General features: G+C 62.3%; 16 protein-coding genes and 1 tRNA gene. 12 read left to right on the top strand and 5 right to left on the bottom strand.

Annotated features, from left to right (window positions below; all coding sequences use genetic code 11):
• Positions 1 to 2: 2 nt before the first annotated feature.
• The 3 genes from DF196_RS11310 to DF196_RS11300 all read left to right on the top strand — a co-directional run bounded on the left by DF196_RS11310 (position 3) and on the right by DF196_RS11300 (position 2,111).
• Positions 3 to 75 (top strand) — tRNA-Asn (locus DF196_RS11310).
• Positions 76 to 260: 185 nt separating this feature from the next.
• Positions 261 to 725, top strand: coding sequence for a helix-turn-helix domain-containing protein (locus DF196_RS11305; protein ID WP_109057906.1), 465 nt, complete (start codon positions 261 to 263; stop codon positions 723 to 725).
• 63 nt (positions 726 to 788) lie between these two features.
• Positions 789 to 2,111, top strand: coding sequence for a type II toxin-antitoxin system HipA family toxin (locus DF196_RS11300; RefSeq protein ID WP_109057905.1), 1,323 nt, complete (start codon positions 789 to 791; stop codon positions 2,109 to 2,111).
• A gap of 91 nt (positions 2,112 to 2,202) precedes the next feature.
• Here DF196_RS11300 and DF196_RS11295 read toward each other — a convergent pair whose 3' ends face one another.
• The 5 genes from DF196_RS11295 to trxA form a co-directional block, all read right to left on the bottom strand.
• On the bottom strand, positions 2,203 to 2,628 hold the full coding sequence (locus DF196_RS11295; RefSeq protein ID WP_109057904.1) for a hypothetical protein: 426 nt from the start codon (positions 2,626 to 2,628) through the stop codon (positions 2,203 to 2,205).
• A 317-nt stretch (positions 2,629 to 2,945) separates the two neighbouring features.
• Positions 2,946 to 3,515, bottom strand: coding sequence for an arsenate reductase/protein-tyrosine-phosphatase family protein (locus tag DF196_RS11290; RefSeq protein ID WP_109057903.1), 570 nt, complete (start codon positions 3,513 to 3,515; stop codon positions 2,946 to 2,948).
• Between the two features lie 299 nt (positions 3,516 to 3,814).
• Positions 3,815 to 4,360 carry a hypothetical protein gene (locus DF196_RS11285; protein WP_109057902.1) on the bottom strand — a complete coding sequence of 182 codons (546 nt, stop codon included), beginning with the start codon at positions 4,358 to 4,360 and terminating at the stop codon, positions 3,815 to 3,817.
• Between the two features lie 490 nt (positions 4,361 to 4,850).
• Complete coding sequence (locus tag DF196_RS11280; RefSeq protein ID WP_109057901.1) at positions 4,851 to 5,849, bottom strand: aggregation-promoting factor C-terminal-like domain-containing protein; 999 nt, start codon at positions 5,847 to 5,849, stop codon at positions 4,851 to 4,853.
• Positions 5,850 to 6,058: 209 nt separating this feature from the next.
• Positions 6,059 to 6,427, bottom strand: coding sequence for a thioredoxin (gene trxA / locus DF196_RS11275; RefSeq protein ID WP_109057900.1), 369 nt, complete (start codon positions 6,425 to 6,427; stop codon positions 6,059 to 6,061).
• Between the two features lie 212 nt (positions 6,428 to 6,639).
• On the opposite strand from trxA, the gene DF196_RS11270 reads away from it, so the two are divergent.
• From DF196_RS11270 to DF196_RS11230, 9 genes are all read left to right on the top strand, one after another.
• Complete coding sequence (locus DF196_RS11270) at positions 6,640 to 7,272, top strand: NUDIX hydrolase family protein (protein ID WP_109057899.1); 633 nt, start codon at positions 6,640 to 6,642, stop codon at positions 7,270 to 7,272.
• 17 nt (positions 7,273 to 7,289) lie between these two features.
• Positions 7,290 to 8,135, top strand: a complete 846-nt coding sequence (locus DF196_RS11265) for an alpha/beta fold hydrolase (RefSeq protein WP_109057898.1) — start codon at positions 7,290 to 7,292, stop codon at positions 8,133 to 8,135.
• Positions 8,136 to 8,577: 442 nt separating this feature from the next.
• Complete coding sequence (gene nudC / locus DF196_RS11260) at positions 8,578 to 9,669, top strand: NAD(+) diphosphatase (protein WP_421728488.1); 1,092 nt, start codon at positions 8,578 to 8,580, stop codon at positions 9,667 to 9,669.
• A gap of 58 nt (positions 9,670 to 9,727) precedes the next feature.
• On the top strand, positions 9,728 to 10,132 hold the full coding sequence (gene gcvH / locus DF196_RS11255; protein WP_170115062.1) for a glycine cleavage system protein GcvH: 405 nt from the start codon (positions 9,728 to 9,730) through the stop codon (positions 10,130 to 10,132).
• 320 nt (positions 10,133 to 10,452) lie between these two features.
• On the top strand, positions 10,453 to 11,634 hold the full coding sequence (locus DF196_RS11250; protein WP_170115063.1) for an App1 family protein: 1,182 nt from the start codon (positions 10,453 to 10,455) through the stop codon (positions 11,632 to 11,634).
• A 55-nt stretch (positions 11,635 to 11,689) separates the two neighbouring features.
• Positions 11,690 to 14,170 (top strand): S9 family peptidase, encoded by a 2,481-nt coding sequence (locus tag DF196_RS11245; RefSeq protein ID WP_109057894.1) that lies wholly within the window; start codon positions 11,690 to 11,692, stop codon positions 14,168 to 14,170.
• Between the two features lie 103 nt (positions 14,171 to 14,273).
• Entirely contained in the window at positions 14,274 to 15,305 is a 1,032-nt protein-coding gene (locus DF196_RS11240) for a 3-isopropylmalate dehydrogenase (RefSeq protein ID WP_109057893.1), read from the top strand.
• A gap of 189 nt (positions 15,306 to 15,494) precedes the next feature.
• Positions 15,495 to 16,559: a lipoate--protein ligase family protein gene (locus DF196_RS11235; RefSeq protein WP_109057910.1), complete on the top strand. Its 1,065-nt coding sequence runs from the start codon at positions 15,495 to 15,497 to the stop codon at positions 16,557 to 16,559.
• Between the two features lie 67 nt (positions 16,560 to 16,626).
• On the top strand, positions 16,627 to 17,346 hold the full coding sequence (locus DF196_RS11230; RefSeq protein ID WP_109057892.1) for a Crp/Fnr family transcriptional regulator: 720 nt from the start codon (positions 16,627 to 16,629) through the stop codon (positions 17,344 to 17,346).
• The last annotated feature ends 114 nt before the right edge of the window (positions 17,347 to 17,460 follow it).

Raw genomic sequence — 17,460 nt, 5'->3', positions numbered from 1 at the left:
ATTCCTGCGTAGCTCAGTTGGCAGAGCATCCGACTGTTAATCGGACGGTCACTGGTTCAAGCCCAGTCGCAGGAGCTCATAGAAAAGCCCCGGATTGCTCCGGGGCTTTTTCGTTAGCAGGTTGCCTATGGCCCTCTGGTATGTTCGAGTTATAGAACATTGTGATATCTGTTTGATATTCATAACATTATCTTGCTGATTTATGTTAGAATAATCTAACAATTGAGGTTGTGTTGAATGTGCCAGACAAAGGGGCAGACATGCGTGTAATGAGTAGTGTGGTGTCCATGTCGCAATTGGCCGTGACAATGCGAGACGCCCGGATCGTACAGAAAATGACGCAGGCGGAACTTGCCGAACGGGCCGGCCTGACACGTCCTTGGGTCAGCCAATTTGAACAAGGGAAAATCATCAATGCCAGCTTCGCGCGAGTGCTGTCGATGTGTCAGGTGCTTGGAGTGGCAGTGACGTTGGGATACGATGCCCCCGATTGTACCGAAGAAACGAATACGGAAGAATCGCATCCGGCGGCCGTTCTACCTCGCACTGATACGCAAGTCGAAACAGATGCAAAGACGCCAGTGGCCGAAGTGATGCCGATTACGGCTGCCTTTAATCAGCAAGGCCATGATTATGGTGAGGAATTGCAGTCGAAACTCCGTGAGTTTCGGAAGTCAATGAGTGTATCTACGGAAGATTATCTTAAGGGTCTGAGCGCATCCTAGCGAGATGGCTGAAGATTGGGCGTGACGGTCGTTCTTGGCGTGCGAGATAGGAAGGCGGCAAAGATGTCGGCAATCAAGGAACTGATTGTTCTGCTTGAGGGGCGTAAAGTCGGTGTGTTACGTGAAGAAGCCTCAGGGAGGCACACGTTTACCTATGACCTGAGCAGTTCTGATGTTGCGCAATTGTCCCTTGCTATGCCGAGACGAGTCGAACCATGGCGGGGCAACGCCGTAGAAGCATACATCGATGGCATTCTCCCCGATGATTCTTCCGTGCGTCAGAGAATTGCACGCCTGTATTCGGTGAACGCGCGTAATCCATTCGCTCTCCTGACCGCGATTGGACTTGATTGTGGCGGCGCCGTGCAATTTGTGGCACCTGGCACTGAGACGGGGAAAATGGTAGAAGTCCTGACTCCGATTAATGAAGAACAAATCGGCCAGAGGCTTGAATCTGTTACCGGTGCGGCACAGGCATCTTGGCAGAACAATGGCGAGCATTGGTCGTTGAATGGTGCGCAGGACAAATTGGCGTTACGGTATACCAATAATCAATGGTACGAAGCTGAAGGCGCAGCAGCTACGACGCATATCATCAAACCGGGCATACGTGGTCTGCGGGAACAGGCATTTAATGAATACCTATGCTTGACGACGGCCCGGAAAATTGGACTATCGGTTGCTCGATCCGATTATCGGGTATTCGGCAATGTGCCGGCTATAGTAAGCGCTCGCTGGGATAGACGCATAGATGATTCCACCATGCCGGCTACAGTGACCAGAATCCATCAGGAGGATTTCTGCCAGGCAATGGGAGTGATGACCAATCAGAAATACCAATCTGATGGTGGGCCAAGCCCTCAGGATATTGTGCGCTTTATGCGTGCTCATGGGTTTCTCGAGGAAGATGTGAAGGCGTTTTTCGCAGCCTTGATTTTCAACTATCTGATTGCCGGCTCCGATGCTCATGCAAAGAATTACGCGATTCTTGAGATTCCAGGGAAAGTACCGAGACTTGCGCCTTTATATGATATTGCTTCGCTGTTTGCCTACGATACACAGCGTAAAGATCGGAAACTCGCAATGAGTATCGGTGGAGAATACAATTGGGAGCGTATTGAGCTAAGAAATTGGCGGAAATTGGCAGAACAGTGCGGTAACGATAGTTGGAGCGTCATTGCACCCATGCTGCTGGATATTTCGTTGCGGATTCTTCCTGCGTTTGATGAAGCCGCAAAAGATGCGTTGGCCTGGTCCGGTATGCTGCCACATTGCACGGTGGAAAGTCAACAAAATAAGATGCTACTTATCGGACGAATTCGTGAGGGTATTGTGGCGCAGAGTGTGAGGACTCTGGACTGGTTTGCTGCTGAGCAAATAGGATGACGATCTGATTGCGGGTAAGGCTAGGGGTGCCATTGTCATGTTGTCATGCAATGGCACCCCTAGCCGTTGGTCGGAATGTTTGCCGTGCGGATCAGGCGGCCTTCTTGCGGCCGCGGCGCTTCATGGTGCCGGCGGTGGCGTTGGCGACGTCGAAGATCACGGTCTTGCTCTCCGGGTAGGCGGCACCGTTCACGGACTGGTAGGCCACCTCGCCCTCCGGGGCTTCACCCACGGGCAGATACGCCTTCACGGCCTCGACCAGCACCGGCTCCTTCACGCTCACGGAAGCGGCACCCGCCTTGGCGAACTTAACGGCGTTATCGGCCTTTTCGGTGGCCGGAGTCACGGCGATTTGCTTGGTCTTCTCGTTGATGAGCACCTTGACGTATGCGGGGGAGCCGAGCACCTCCACGGTCGCCTTGTTGAAGCGGATGGCGGAATCGGTGACCGTCATCACCGTCTTGCCCACCGGCTTGACCAGCTGGACCTCTTCAAATCCCTGCAGCAGAGAAGCCATAATTTGCTCCTTATTTGTCGAAGTTATTTGCATTCGTTATTGATTGTATGGGTGTGCGGGAAATATGACAAATAAATGGGCTTTCATATGCTTTATATAAAACTATGTTAAACCAAGATTGACATGGATCCATGTCTGACTACCCCTCAGTCAGCTTCGCCGACAGCTCCCCTGACAAGGGGAGCCAAAAATAAGGGCTATGTCGATTTTGATTTAACAGAAACTTATTTACGGTATCTTTTATGGACTGCTCCCTCGGTCACCTTTGGTGACAGCTCTCCTAACAAGAGAACCAAGGGCGGGCTTATAAGACTGTTTTACTCGCCGATTGTGTGGAATATGGTGTCGATGCCGTGTTTGATTTCGGCGTATACCTGCTCGAATACCTCGCGAGATTGGCGGTGGGGATCCACGGTTTCGTGTGCGACGGGCAGGAACGGGCGGATCATGGACATGGAGTCCGCCACTTCGCGCAATTTGGCTTCAATGGAGTCTCCGGGAATCGGGCCTTGATTGCCTAGATAGGCGCACGCATTGACGAAGTCGTCGAAGAGAAATGTCTTGCGCACGGCGGCCGGGTTCTGGCCCAACAATTCAGCGATTTGCGCGCGTTCAAAGCACAGGATGAGATTGGCGGTGCGAGTGATTTCCGCACTGATTGGTGCGGAACGGTGCGCGGTGGCGTCAATGCCGTCGGACGCAAGCATATCGATGGCCAATGGGTCGGCGGCGTGCGGTGGATATTGCAGCGTGCCGGCGCTGGAAACGGTGACGGCATCGGTGGTATTTTCGGCGTCGTTACCGAATTGGGTCAGACGGAATCGACAATAATATTCGGCCATCACCGAGCGGCACTGATTGCCGGTACATACGAAAAGCAGCTGCATACGTTCCTTTCTATCGCACAATACTGTGGCGGAGATTTCGGCTAATTATACGAGAGTGGAGAATTATCGTTTTCTGGCTTCTTCTTAATCTAGGAACTACCCCTCAGTCGGCTGCGCCGACAGCTCCCCTGACAAGGGGAGCCAAGAGGAAGGGGCAGTGGTTTTGCAAGGCATGAAAAAACCGGGAATCGGAAGTGATTCCCGGTTGAATTATTTACCATTTGAAACTACCCCTCAGTCACCTTCGGTGACAGCTCCCCTGACAAGGGGAGCCAAGAGGGTAGGCGCATGGCGTGCGCTCAGTGCTGGTTGGAGCTCTTGCGAACGGCGAACAGGGCGATGCCGGCGGCGGCCAGCATCAGGGCGGCCACGCCGTACGGGGCCACGGAGGCGCCCGTGTTGGCGGTGGTGCCGGAGCCGTTCAGTGAACCGGTGGCACCGGAGCCCGTGCCGTTGCCGGACTGGTCGCCGGCACCGGTGGCCGGCACGGTGATCTCGGCGGTGCGGGAACCGGTCTGGGCGCCCACGGCGGTCACGGTGATGGTCTGGCCGGCCTGGCCGTCCTTGAAGATGTAACGCAGGTTCAGGGAACCGTCGGCGGCGGCGGTGAACGTCTTCTGGCCGATTTGCTGCACATCGGCGATTATGGCGTCGTCCCAGGTCACGGTCACCTGCTCGTTCGGCTGGAACGCGCCGGCCGGGAAGGACACGGTGGCGGTGTTGCCGCTCACGGTCACGGATGCGCCGTAACCATCGCCGTCCACGGCGAATGCGGTGTTGGTGGCGAAGCTCAGGCCGAGCACCGCCGCGATGGTGGCCAGAACGGCCAGAATCTTCTTGGTCATGCTTTTCTCCTTATATGGTCCCCGATGCGGTGCACGCAACGCACAATGCCGCCTGTGGAAAGGAGCTATTGGCGAAATATCGGAATCCGCGGGCCGTGAAGGCGCGCCTGCCGTGCAAGCGCCGTAAGCATCCGGCCTGTTCCTGTGTTCGATTGTGTTGGGCTATGCCGCGCTGAGGGGAATCCCCGTGCAAACGCCCCCTAGTGTACATGCCCCCGTCCGACGAATTTCGGCCGTTTGGGGCAACCGAAGGGGGTGTGAAGTGGCATATGCCCAGCCGGGCCCGTGCTGCACGTTGGCACACCCCTTGGAAACCCTAGAAATCACTGGGATTCTGGCTACCGTCCGGTAAGCGCGAAGGCGGCTGTCCTGTATCCACATAGCGACACGCCGCGGTGGAAATGCCAACAAAAAAGCCCCGCACAGCAACGTGGCGGGGCTTCCATCGGGCATTCCAACCGGTGGGGAAATCAGCAGGAACGACGGCCGATCAGTAGTTGTTGTACGTGATCCAGTGGTTGTAGGCCGCGGTGATGCCGCCGTAACGCTGGTTGCAGTAGTCGATGAACCACTTGAACTGGGTCTGGTAGTTGGTCTGCCAGTCGGCGCCGGCGGAGGCCATCTTGCTGCCCGGATAGGCCTGGGCCAGACCGTACGCGCCGGAACTTGGGTTCGTGGCGGTGGGGCTCCAGCCGGATTCATGGCTGATGATGTAGTTCGCCGCGGTGAAGTCCTCTTCGGTGTACCCGTTGGCCAGCAGATAGTCATGCGCCCAGGACTGGATCTCACCGGCCGGCGTGGTGGTGCCCAGATCGTTGGCCGCCACGGTGGTGGAGGAGGAGCCGGTGCCCACCAGAATCACCTTATCCACGGGGGCCTTCTTGACCCAGGATGCGAACACGTTGGAGGAGACGATCTTGCCGCCCGCGCGCGTGACCAGCGACGTGGTCTCCATGATGCCGTTTTCGCCCTCGGTCTCCACCTTCTCCTGGCCCTTGGGCAGGCTGGAGGTCTCCTTGCGCACCTCGTTGAAGGCGATGGCGGTCTCGTTGGTCTCCACGTCCGCGCCGGCGCGGTCGATGGTGATGACCGTGGCCTCGGTCACCTTGGTCTTGAGCGACGGGTTCACCGCATCATCCGGCTCCAAAGTGATGTTGCCGGTCTCCAACACATCCTTGACGGTGGTCATGTCCTGCTTCTCGCCGAGCACCGTGCGTGAGTCGCCGTTGATCTTGACGGTGACGAACGTGGTGTTCTTGTCCGCGCTGTCGATGGCGCCGCGGGCCGCGGAACGGGAGGCCGCGGAATCGGTGGCCGAGAATGCGGTGACGTCGGAGAACGACTTCGGTGCATCGTTCTGATAGAAGTTACGGGAGACCACACCCGCCGCCCCGATGAATCCCACTGCCGCGATCACCGCCGCGACCTTGGCCCACTGGCGCTTGCTCAGGGATTTCAGCAGGGGGGTATGCCTGACGTGCTTCGACATTGCGCTCCTTGGTCGGATTACTCCGGTTGGATTTCACACACTGCCTTCCATGATAGGCGGGTGAGTGGATGAACGGCAAGCGACGATGGCGAATGCGTCCTAGATGTAGTGTCTGCAAAAAACAAAAACCGCCACATATGGTGGCGGCTGGAAAACTGAATCGTTCACCCGGCGCTTCCGGTTCGAGGTCGGGGCTGAACGGGACCGGCTCAGTTCTGCTGGGCGGCGGCCTGGGCCTTGGCGGCCGCGAGGTCGAGGGCCTTGGCCTGGGCGATCAGATCGTCCAGATCGGCGGCCTGCAGCGCGCCGGCCTGCTGGAAGATGACTTCGCCCTGCTTGGCGATCATCAGCGTGGGCACGGCCTGGATGCCGGCGGCCTGGGCTAAATCCTGATTGGCGTCGATGTCCACCTTGACGAAAGCGATGTCCGCGTTCTCCGGCTTGTCGGATGCGGCCTCGAAGATCGGACCGAACGCGCGGCACGGACCGCACCACGTGGCCCAGAAGTCAACGAACACGATCTCGTTGTCGGTCACGGTCTTCTCGAAATCGGCTGAGGTGATGGCCTTGGTTGCCATGATGCTTCTCTCCTCTTATATAGCGGGCACGCGCGGGGCGTGGGATGAATGGGAACTTCCGTTGTGCTGCGTACCAGCTTTCCAGTACCACCCAACATTTTTGCCCCGAGACGAACAGGCCGTGGCGTGTGCCCGAGCCATGCCTTCCGCGATGCGGGGAATATTCGGGATGCTTCCACCGCACGTGCGACTTTCGCGCGATAATGGGAGGCATGCCAGTCATGAATGATGAAGTGCCCGACGAGGGCGACTACGACGCCGGTCGCAACCGCGGCGAATTCGACAACATCACGCCCGAGGACTTCATCCATGGAGGCGGCTCGGGCCACGGCAACCCGCCGGGATGGCTCGGCCCGGCGGACATCAACAGGGCCCGTCACCAGATGCCCATCGCCTACGTGGAGATCGTGCCGGTGCGCACGGATGATCTGGGCCGCATCGCACAGGTCGGTTCTCTGCTGCGCGTCTCCGATGACGGTTCCATCGAACGTACGCTGATCACGGGCCGTGTGCTCTTCCACGAGACGCTGCGTGAGGCCATCGCCCGTAACGTGGCCAAGGACCTGGGCGACATCGCCCTGCCGATGCTGCCCGCCTCGCTTCAGCCGTTCACCGTGGCCGAATTCTTCCCCACGCCGGGCCTGAGCGAGTACTACGATCCGCGCCAGCACGCCATCGCGCTGTGCTATGTGGTGCCGATCGCCGGCGACTGCAAGCCGCAGGACGAGACTCTGGACGTGGAGTGGGTGGCGCCCAAGAGCGACATGATGGACACGTTCATCGCCCAGATGGTCAACGGCCACGGGCGCATCGTGCGCCAGGCGCTGGCCTGGGCTGGAGTATAGGTGCAAAAGGAGCGATAATGACAATCGAATTGGCCAATCATGTGATTCGCGACGGCGAGGGTGTGCCGGTGGTGCTGATGAACGCCTACCCGGTGGACCATCGCATGTGGGACGTGTGCGCGAAGGCGCTCGCCGACTTCGCCGATCTGGACGACGTGCCGCCGTTCCCCATCTGGGCGCCGGATATGGCCGGTTCCGGTCAGTCCCCGGTGCCGAGCGAGGCCGACTCCGGCCCGCGCATGGCCAATGGCGCATACAGCGAGGCGCTGGACCGTTTGGCTGAGGCCTACGTGGATCTGGTGAAGGCCGCGAGATACGGCAAGGCCATCTGGGTGGGCCTTTCGATGGGCGGCTACGTGGCGATGGACATCCAGCGCCTGCACCCCGAAGCCGTGGCCGGTCTGGCCCTGTGCGACACGATGGCCGCGTCCGATGGCACAGGCGGTGAGGGGCGCCTGACCATGGCCAACGCCGCCGAGGAGACCGATTCCGTGGAACCGGTGATGCACTTCGCGTATCCCGCCGAAGGGGATTCCACGGTGAAGCGCTCGCCGGAATTCATTCAAACGATGACCGAGTGGATCAGCGAACAGAGTCCTGCCGGCTTGGCCTGGCGTCAGCGCATGACCTACGGACGCCCCGAAATGGGGGAGGTGCCGGCCACCATTACGGTGCCCACCGTGGTGGTCTCTGGCGAGAACGACCCCACCAGCAACCCGAGCGTGATGAAGCCGCTCGCCGAGAAAATCCCTGGTGCGGAATTCGTGGCCATTCCCGACTGCGGCCACTTCAGCGCCGTGGAACACCCCGACACCGTGGCCCGCGCGCTGCTCTCGCTCGTCAAGCGCGTGCAGGAGCGCTGAGGGATTTGGCACTCTGACGTCCCTCTCCGAGGGGAGCTGGCGGCCCCGACGGTTGCCAGAGCCTTGGGCGTTGGCTGGCTTCCCTCTCTGAGGGGAGCTGGCGGCGAAGCCGGCTGAGGGGAGTGGCCGTGCATCCGTGGACTCCCCTCGGTCACCTGCGGTGACAGCTCCCCTCAGAGAGGGGAGCCAAAAACAGAGCTTGAATCAAAAGGAGTTTGGCATGACCGCCGATATTCATTTCTCACCATTGGCGCTGACGCGCGCGCTGCCGTTCCTGCCGTTGGCACAGGGCGACATCGATTATCAGGTGGATCGGCGTGACGAACCGGATCTCATCGAGAACCTGCTGACTGACCCGAACACCAAAGTGGTGCTCACCCGCGGCGGCCGTATCGCGGTACCGCGCGGACAAGGCGACCTGGTGGATTACGAATCCGTCAAAATGCGGCTCGCCACGCTGCCGGGCGGATACGTTGCCTCCGAGCTGAGGCGTTACCCGGAAGCGGTGGCCATGTTCCTGGGCTCCTATGGCGGCGCACGCGGCGCATCCGTCGTCGCGGTGGACATCACGCGCGTTCCAGAAACGGGCGCGTCATCCGAAATCAGCGGCCCCCGTCACGGCAACGGCGGCAATAACGGCAACGGCATGGATCCGGCCTCCTGCGGCAGCGGAGTGCCCGGCGTGCTGGGCGTCCAGGACTCCGGCACGGTGGACGGCGCGATGGGCCAGTCCAACCTGCCGTCCTCCGCAAGTCGCACGACCGCATCCCATACGGCCGGACAGCACATCGCCAGCCCGCTCGGCGTCTCCGATTCCGCCGGCCAGGGCGCGGACGATGCCTTCGACGACACCATCGACCCCTCCGCCGGGCACGAGGCTCCCAAGCCCACGTTGCTCCAGCAGGCCGTGGGCCGATTCGACTGGGTGGACCTGCGCGGATTCGCGCCCCACGCCAACGCGCGCGAGGCCGGACAGGCCACCAGCGCCATCACCCTGAGCATCTGGCATTCCCGCCAGCGGTTCTGCCCCACCTGCGGCGCGCCGGTGAAGGCCGCGCTCGCCGGCTGGGCGCAACGCTGCACCAATGAGGCGGACGGGCATCGCATCCTGTTCCCGCGCGTGGAGCCGGCGGTCATCACCGCCATCGTGGACGGCCAGGATCGCCTGCTGCTGCAGCACAACGCGGCCTGGAAGGATCCCAAACTGTATTCCGTGTCCGCCGGATTCGTGGAGGCGGGGGAGAACCTCGAGCACGCCTGCCGCCGCGAGGCCATGGAAGAGACTGGCATCAAGCTCGGCGAGGTGCGTTACCTCGGTTCGCAGCCGTGGCCGTTCCCCGCATCGCTCATGATGGCGTTCAAGGCGCATGCGATCACCACGGACGTGCATGTGGATGGTGCGGAAACCATGACCGCCCGCTGGGTCACGCGCGACGAATACACCGCCGAACTCATCTCCGGACGCATGGTGGCCCCCGGCAAGGCCACCATCGCACGCTACATGATCGAGGAGTGGCTCGGTCGCGAGCTGTGAGGTAGGCCGCGGCCTTGACGTCTGGCCGCACCGACCGATTTGGGTTAGGCTGGTGTGCATGAACGAAAATGACAACGAACAGCCATTGAACCTCGACATCCCCGACCACCTCGAATACTCCGAGGAACACGTGTGGGTGGACCGTTCGGTCGACCCCGCGATCATCGGCATCACCGAATACGCGGCCGACCAGCTCGGCGAGCTCGTGTTCGTGGACATGCCCGAGCCCGGCTCCCGCGTGGAGGCCGGCGACGAAGTGGTGGAGCTGGAGTCCTCCAAGGCCGTCCAGCCGCTCATCAGCCCCGTGGCCGGCACGGTGAAGTACGTGAACCATGACGTGGCGGACGATCCGTCCGTGGTCAACGGCGATCCGTACGGCGAAGGCTGGATCCTGAAGGTCGAGCTCGACGATGACGAGCCCGACCTGCTCTCCGCCGAGGAATACGCCAAGGTCGTCAAGTAGGCCGGCTGGGAGGGGTGGGCCACCTAAGTGCTCCCCTTAGGAGGGAGCCGAGTTTTCAGGGTGGAACTTAGCCCACTCATAACCACCATGGCCTAGTATGGGAGACCATGAGAAGCCCACGCGAGGATTTTGAAGCGGCCGAAAGGCGCTTGGCACGGCATTATCATGCAGGATCGGACCTCGATCCCGCTGGTGGAAGCACGCCGGATCTGGTGTCTGCAGACATGCAGACCGCCGGATCCGCAAGCGCCGCCGCGCCCGCTTCGTTCCATGCGGACAGCGCCAAACAGGCGGTCCCGAGCCCGTCCTCCGGCGATGACATGCCCACCGTACCCATCCCCGCGCGCAAGGCCATCACCACCTTTGATGCCGCCTCCAAGCGCGAACGCATCGAAGTCAAGCCCTTCGCCACCCGTCTGATGCGCCGCACGGTGACCGGCGCGTTCGGCATCTGGTCGCGCATCTCCACCACCGTGGTCCGCCGTCTCGGATGGTATCCGCGCGTCGAACCGTATGTGGGGTACGGCACCGGCGACTACTCCCGGCTCATCTGCCGTACGGTGTACTCGCCGGAGCACGCGCAGTCCGGCGTACTGATTCGCGGCATCCGCGGCATGCTCGCCGTGGCCGCGCCGCACACGCACGTGCAGGCCAGCATCGATGGCGTGCCGCTCAACACCGTTCAGGTCGGCGTGTCCGAAGTCTACGACCGCGTGGATTCCGCACGGGCCCATGGGGTGGAATACGCCGTCTCCGATTCCGCCGGCTACCTCGACCTGGTGGCCGCCCGCCGGTTGGAACCGGGCATTCACAGCGTCTACTACAGCGTGGAGAACCGCAAACCCGTGGCGGCGAACCTCTACACCATCCCGGCCAGCGCCAAGGTGGGCATCATCTCGGACGTGGACGACACCATCATGATCACCCAGGCGCCGGTGTTCTGGAAGGCCGCCTACAACCTGCTGCTGCTCGACCCCAAGAAGAAGGCCTCCGTGCCCGGCATGAGCGTGCTGTTCGCCCGCATCGCCGACCTGTTCCCGGGCGCCCCGTTCTTCTACCTGTCCACCTCGCCGTGGAACGTGGAGAGCTCCATCCGCAACTTCATCACCGATCACGGCTTCCCCGAAGGCCCACTGCTGCTGCGCGACCTCGACCCGCGTCCCAAAACCTTCGTGCCCACCGGCCCGCAGCACAAACTGGAGTTCGCCGAACAGCTCATGGCCGACTTCCCGGACATGAAGTTCATTCTCGTGGGCGACGACGGCCAAAAGGACCCGACCACCTACGCCACCATCGCCCGGCGATACCCCGGTCGCGTGCTGGCCATCGCCATCAGACAGCTGAGCCCGAAGGAATCCACCGGCATCGCCTCGGTGGCCGGCGTGACCGCCACCCAGCCAATCCCGGTCACGGACGTACCCGTGTTCACCGGCACCACCGGATCGAACCTGCTCAAGACCATGCTGCCGTATCTGAAAGCTCATCTGGATACGCTGGACTGACGCTCGGCCGGCGTTCAGCGGGGCGATGCCATGGCTCATGCCTATAATCGCGTTCATGACTGACCAGAGCAAGAACGGGGCGGCCGCGATGCCGCCAGTGGCCAAGCGCGAACCCAAGCGTCGCGAATTCCACGGGGACGTATTCGAAGACGATTACGAATGGATGCGGGACAAGGAATCGCCCGAAGTCCAGGACTACGTGGCCGCGCAGAACCGTTACTGCGACGAGCGCATGGCCCATCTGGCCGGATTCCGCCGCACCCTGTTCGAGGAGCTCAAGGCGCACGTGGAGGAGACCGACATGTCGGTGCCCACGCGCGTCAACGACTACTGGTACTTCACCCGCACCCAGCAGGGCAAGCAGTACGGCGTGCAGTGCCGCATGCCCGTGCGCGGTACGGACGACTGGGACCCGCCGGCCGTGGACCCGATGGGCGCGCCCGGCTCCATGCCCGGCGAGCAGATTGTGTTCGATGCGAACGTGGAGGCCGAAGGACACGACTTCTTCCGTCTCGGCGGCATGGATCTGAGCCATGACGGCCGCTGGCTGCTCTACGGCGTAGACGTCGCCGGCGACGAACGCTACGATTTCCGCATCCGTGACCTTGAGCATGACACGGCCGACGGCAAGCCGGTCGAGCTGCCGGAGGTGTTCAAAGGCATCGGCGGGGCATCCTTCACCCCAGACGGCAAATGGGTCTTCTGGGTGGAAGTGGACGATTCCTGGCGTCCCTTCGCCATCTGGCGGCACAAGGTGGGCACACCCGTGGACTCGGACGTGTGCGTGTACCGCGAGGAGGATGAACGCTTCTGGGTGGGCGTCGGCATCAGCTTCGACGAACGCAGCATTGTGATCGGCACCGGCTCCAAGACCACCACCGAGGTGCTCATGCTGCCGGTGGCTACGCCCGAAGGCGAGTTCCAGGCGTTCATCCCGCGCCAGACGGACATCGAATACGACGTGAGCTTCGCGTGCTTCGAAGGTGCCGGAAAGAACGGCGAGGACATCCCGCTGGCCGTGGTCTACCACAACGCCGCCAACCCGAACTTCGAAATCGATGTGATCGACATGCGCGACCACGAGCCGCCGTACCGTCTGGGCGAAGGCGTGTGCGTGGCCGCCGGCTCGCCGTACGGCTGCGAGCACGGTGAGCCTGACCGACCCATCACCGAGGCATATTTCAACCCCGTCAACCCTGCGATCCTGCAGGGCGCGCACGGTCTGGGCATCGAAGGCATCGGTCTGCACCGCAACTTCGTCTCCCTGAGCTACCGGTCCGATGGCCAGCCGCACGTGGCGTACATGACCAAGGCCGACGCCGCCGAAGACTTCCTGGCCGGCCGCCCTTGGCGGTTCCGTGAGCTCCTGCCGCCGCCGCTGGAGGACGACTGGGATATGGTGGCCGCCGACCGGTCCGACATGACCGGTGACCATGGCGAGACGCTGTGGCAGAACGGCGAATCCGGCGTGGGCGGGGCGCAGGACACCCATCCGACCGATCACACCTCTTCCTCGGACGGTGCCAGCGACGACCATCTGCCCGGCGAAACCCGCCGCCTCTACACCATCGGCATCGGTGGCAACCCCTCGTACGATGCGCCGCGCATGCGCTACTCCTTCGCCAGCTACACGCGCCCCGGCGAACTGCACGAGATCGACCCGGTGACCGGCCGTGACACACTGCTCAAGCGCGCCACCGTGCTGGGCGACTTCGACCCGCGCAACTACATGGAACGCCGCGTGTGGATCACCGCGCGCGACGGCGAACGCATTCCCGTCTCGCTGGTGTGGCACCGTGACTTCCCCGCGCAGGACTCGCCGATGTTCATCACCGGCTACGGTGCGTACGAGATCTCCTCCGATCCCGGTTTCTCGGTCTCCCGTCTGAGCATGCTCGATCGCGGTGTGCTGTACGCCGTGCCGCACATCCGCGGCGGCGGCGAAATGGGTCGCGCCTGGTACGAGCAGGGCCGGCGGCTCAACAAGATGCACTCGTTCGAGGACTTCGTGGACGCCACGCGCGCCCTGGAGGCCGCGCACCTGGCCGACCCGCGCCGCACGGTGGCCAACGGCGGTTCGGCCGGCGGCCTGCTCATGGGCGCGATCGCCAACATGGCCCCCGAATGCTATGCCGGCATCGAGGCGGACGTGCCGTTCGTGGACGCCCTCACCTCGATCCTCGACCCGGACCTGCCGCTGACGGTGACCGAATGGGACGAGTGGGGCGACCCGTTGCACGATCCGGAGGTCTACCGGTACATGAAGTCGTACACGCCGTACGAGAACGCGCCGGAGGCCCCCGTGGATGCCAAGGGCTTCCCGCGCATCTTCATCACCACCTCGATGAACGACACCCGCGTGCTGTATGTCGAACCGCTCAAATGGCTGGCCCGGCTGCAGACGGCCGGCGTGGATGCGGTGGCCAAGATCGAGGTCGAGGCCGGCCACGGCGGCATTTCCGGACGGTACAAGCAGTGGGAGGAAGTCTCCTACGAGAATGCCTGGTGCCTGGACGTCATGCATGTGACCCGCTGACGCCGTTGGGCGCCTTCCGCCGATTGATGCTGGTCATGCCGCGTGTCCATAAACTGAGCGCGGCGTGACCGTCCAGCGGATGCGCGACTAGGCTCCAGAAGCTATGGCAAAGACATACAAGATCGCCGTCATCCCCGGCGATGGCATTGGCAAGGAAGTCACGCCCTGGGCACAGAAGGCCCTTGAGAAGGCCGCTGAAGGCGTGGCTGATTTCGAGTACGAGCACTTCGACCTGGGTGCCGAGCGTTACCTGCGCGACGGTGCGATCCTGCCCGAGGACGAGGAGGAGCGCATCAAGCAGAACGACGCGATTCTCCTCGGCGCCGTGGGCGACCCGCGCATCAAGGCCGGCATCTTGGAACGCGGCCTGCTTCTGAAGCTCCGCTTCGACCTCGATCAGTACGTGAACCTGCGCCCCTCCAAGCTGTACAAGGGTGTCACCTCGCCGCTGGCCAACCCCGGCGACATCGACTTCGTGGTGGTGCGCGAGGGCACCGAGGGCCTGTACTGCGGTGCGGGCGGCGCCGTCCGCCGCGGCACCCCGAACGAGGTGGCCACCGAGGTGTCCATCAACACCGCGTACGGCGTGGAGCGTGTGGTGCGTTACGCCTTCAAGCTGGCCATGAAGCGCCGCAAGCACGTCACGCTGGTGCACAAGAAGAACGTGCTGGTCAACGCCGGCGACATGTGGCAGCGCATCGTGGACAAGGTGGGGGAGGAGTACCCGGAGGTCTCCCATGACTACCTGCACATCGACGCCACCACCATCTTCCTGGTCTCCGACCCGTCCCGCTTCGACGTGATCCTCACGGACAACCTCTTCGGCGACATCATCACCGACGAGGCCGGCGCCGTGGTGGGCGGCGTGGGCTACTCCGCCTCCGGCTGCATCAACGCCTCCGACGAGTACCCGTCCATGTTCGAGCCCATCCACGGCTCCGCCCCGGACATCGCCGGACAGAACAAGGCCAACCCGACCGCTGCCATCCTCTCCGCCGCCATGCTGCTCGAGCATCTCGGTTTCGACGATGCGGCCAAGAAGATCCACACGGCCGTCGAGGCGGATATTGAGGAGCTCGGCTCCACGGTCCGCAGCACCGACCAGGTCGGCCAGGACATCCTGAACCGTATGTGACGTCGTAGCGCTTGCTGCGCGGTATGCGACGTGATGGCCTCCATCGGATTCCCGGTGGAGGCCATTGTCGTATGTGCGGCACTCTCTCTGGCTCCCCTTGTCAGGGGAGCTGGCCGCGAAGCGGACTGAGGGGTAGTTCTGCGACAGAAAGACGCCATTGCACTATGGTGGGTGGCTATGGCTGAATTCGTGACGACCAAACGTGGGGAATGCAAGACGCCGGGCGGCAAGCTAGCGGCTGTGACCGTGACGTTCGCGGCCGACAGCACCGTGGCATCCTGCCGACTGGACGGGGATTTCTTCGTGGAATCACCGTCGGATGCGGCATCGCAGGAACTGCTGCACGGCATCGAAGAGGCGTTGACGGCGGGTGAGTCGGTGCAGGCCGTGATCGATGCCCACCCCGAAGCCCGTCTGATCGGCACCGATGCCGCCGCAATCGAAACTGCATACGGCAGGGCGATGGGGGAGCGGAAGGCCGATCAGGTCCTGTCCAAACCGCACGGTTCCGTTATCCCGGACGCTTCCGGTGCCGATTATCAATCGCGATGGGAGTCCCTGAAGCAGGACCTCGTCGTCCTTCACGACACCCCGCGAAGCCCCGCCGAACAGATGGCGATCGACGAAACCTGGGCCCGCGAAGTCGCTGTAGGCAAGCGCCGGTCAACCCTGCGCATCTGGGAATGGGCCGGGCCCGCCGTGGTGATCGGCAAATTCCAGTCGGCCCCGGACGAAGTCAACCTGGACGTGGCCGAACGGCTGAGATTCGACGTAGTGCGTCGCTGCACGGGCGGCGGCGCGATGTTCATCGAACCCGGCAACACCATCACCTATTCCCTGTACGCGCCGCTCGATTTCGTGGCGGGCGTGAGCATCGAGGAATCGTACCGGCTGTGCGACTGGTGGTTGGTCGAATCGCTGCGTGGACTGGGCCTCGATGTAGGGTTCGCGGGGCTTAACGACATCGCCTCGCAGTACGGCAAGATCGGCGGCGCGGCGCAACGGCGGTTCCCGGACGGCACGCACGCGGGGCCGGGCGCGGTGCTGCACCACGTGACGATGGCGTACGACATCGACGCCGAAGCGATGGGACGGGTGCTCAACACCAGCCGTGAGAAACTGTCCGACAAGGCGGTCAAATCCGCCGTCAAGCGCGTGGATCCGATGAAAAGCCAGACTGGTCTGAGCCGTGAGGCGATCATCGACCATCTGCTGGCGTGGTTCGGGGAGCGGATGGATACGGCGACTCGGTAGACAGGGCGGACGCGCTACAATATGACGGACAGCCGACGACGGCCCACGATAAGGCAAGGATGGTGCGATGAGCTTGGATACGCCGAACGCTTTTGCCGACGAGGAGAACATCCTTCTGCACACGGCGTTGTTCAAGCAGGTTTCTCCCACCGAGGCCGAGGAGTTGCTGCCGCACCTGAGGCGCGCGGTGTATGACAAGGGCGACTACATCTTCTCCGAAGGCGATACCGACCACCGCATGTACCTGCTGGAGCAGGGGCGCGTCAAGCTGATCCGCACTTCCTCGGACGATCGCGTGCAACTGTTGTCCATCCATGCGCCCGGCGAGGTGCTGGGTGAGATTCCCGTGTTCGACCCGCACGGAGGCCCCCGCACCGCATCCGCCGTGGCCATGAGCCATGGCACGCGCGTGGTCTGGCTGGAACATGACGCCCTGTTCGCGTGGTTGGACGAGCATCCGCGCGTGGCCATCGACATGCTGCAGGTCATGGCCAACCGTCAGCGTGCCAACAATGAACGCATCTCCGATCTGGTGTTCATGGATGTGCCGGCCCGACTCGCCAAGACGCTGCTCAACCTGGGATCCCGGTTCGGCGAGCCGGTGGAGCAGGGACTCAAGGTGCCGCACGACCTGACCCAGGAGGAGTTGGCCCAGCTGGTGGGCTCCAGCCGCGAGACGGTGAACAAGGCGCTCATGGACTTCTCGAACCGCGGTTGGATCGCGCGCGACGGCCGGTCCATCATCATCTTCCAGCCTGGCATGCTGATTCGGCGCTCGCGGCGATAGGCCCGAAGCCGATAGCCGCATTCGGCGAATATTCAGCGAATCCTATGCTGGTGCGGTTCTTGTGATGATATGTCCGTAAGGCTGAAGTGAAACACGGGTTGGTAGGGCGGCACC

It is taken from the genome of Bifidobacterium callitrichidarum (assembly GCF_003129905.1).
Taxonomy (GTDB): Bacteria; Actinomycetota; Actinomycetes; order Actinomycetales; family Bifidobacteriaceae; genus Bifidobacterium; species Bifidobacterium callitrichidarum.
Note: the sequence above shows the minus strand (reverse complement) of the source record. Positions and strands in the feature narration are given on the sequence as shown.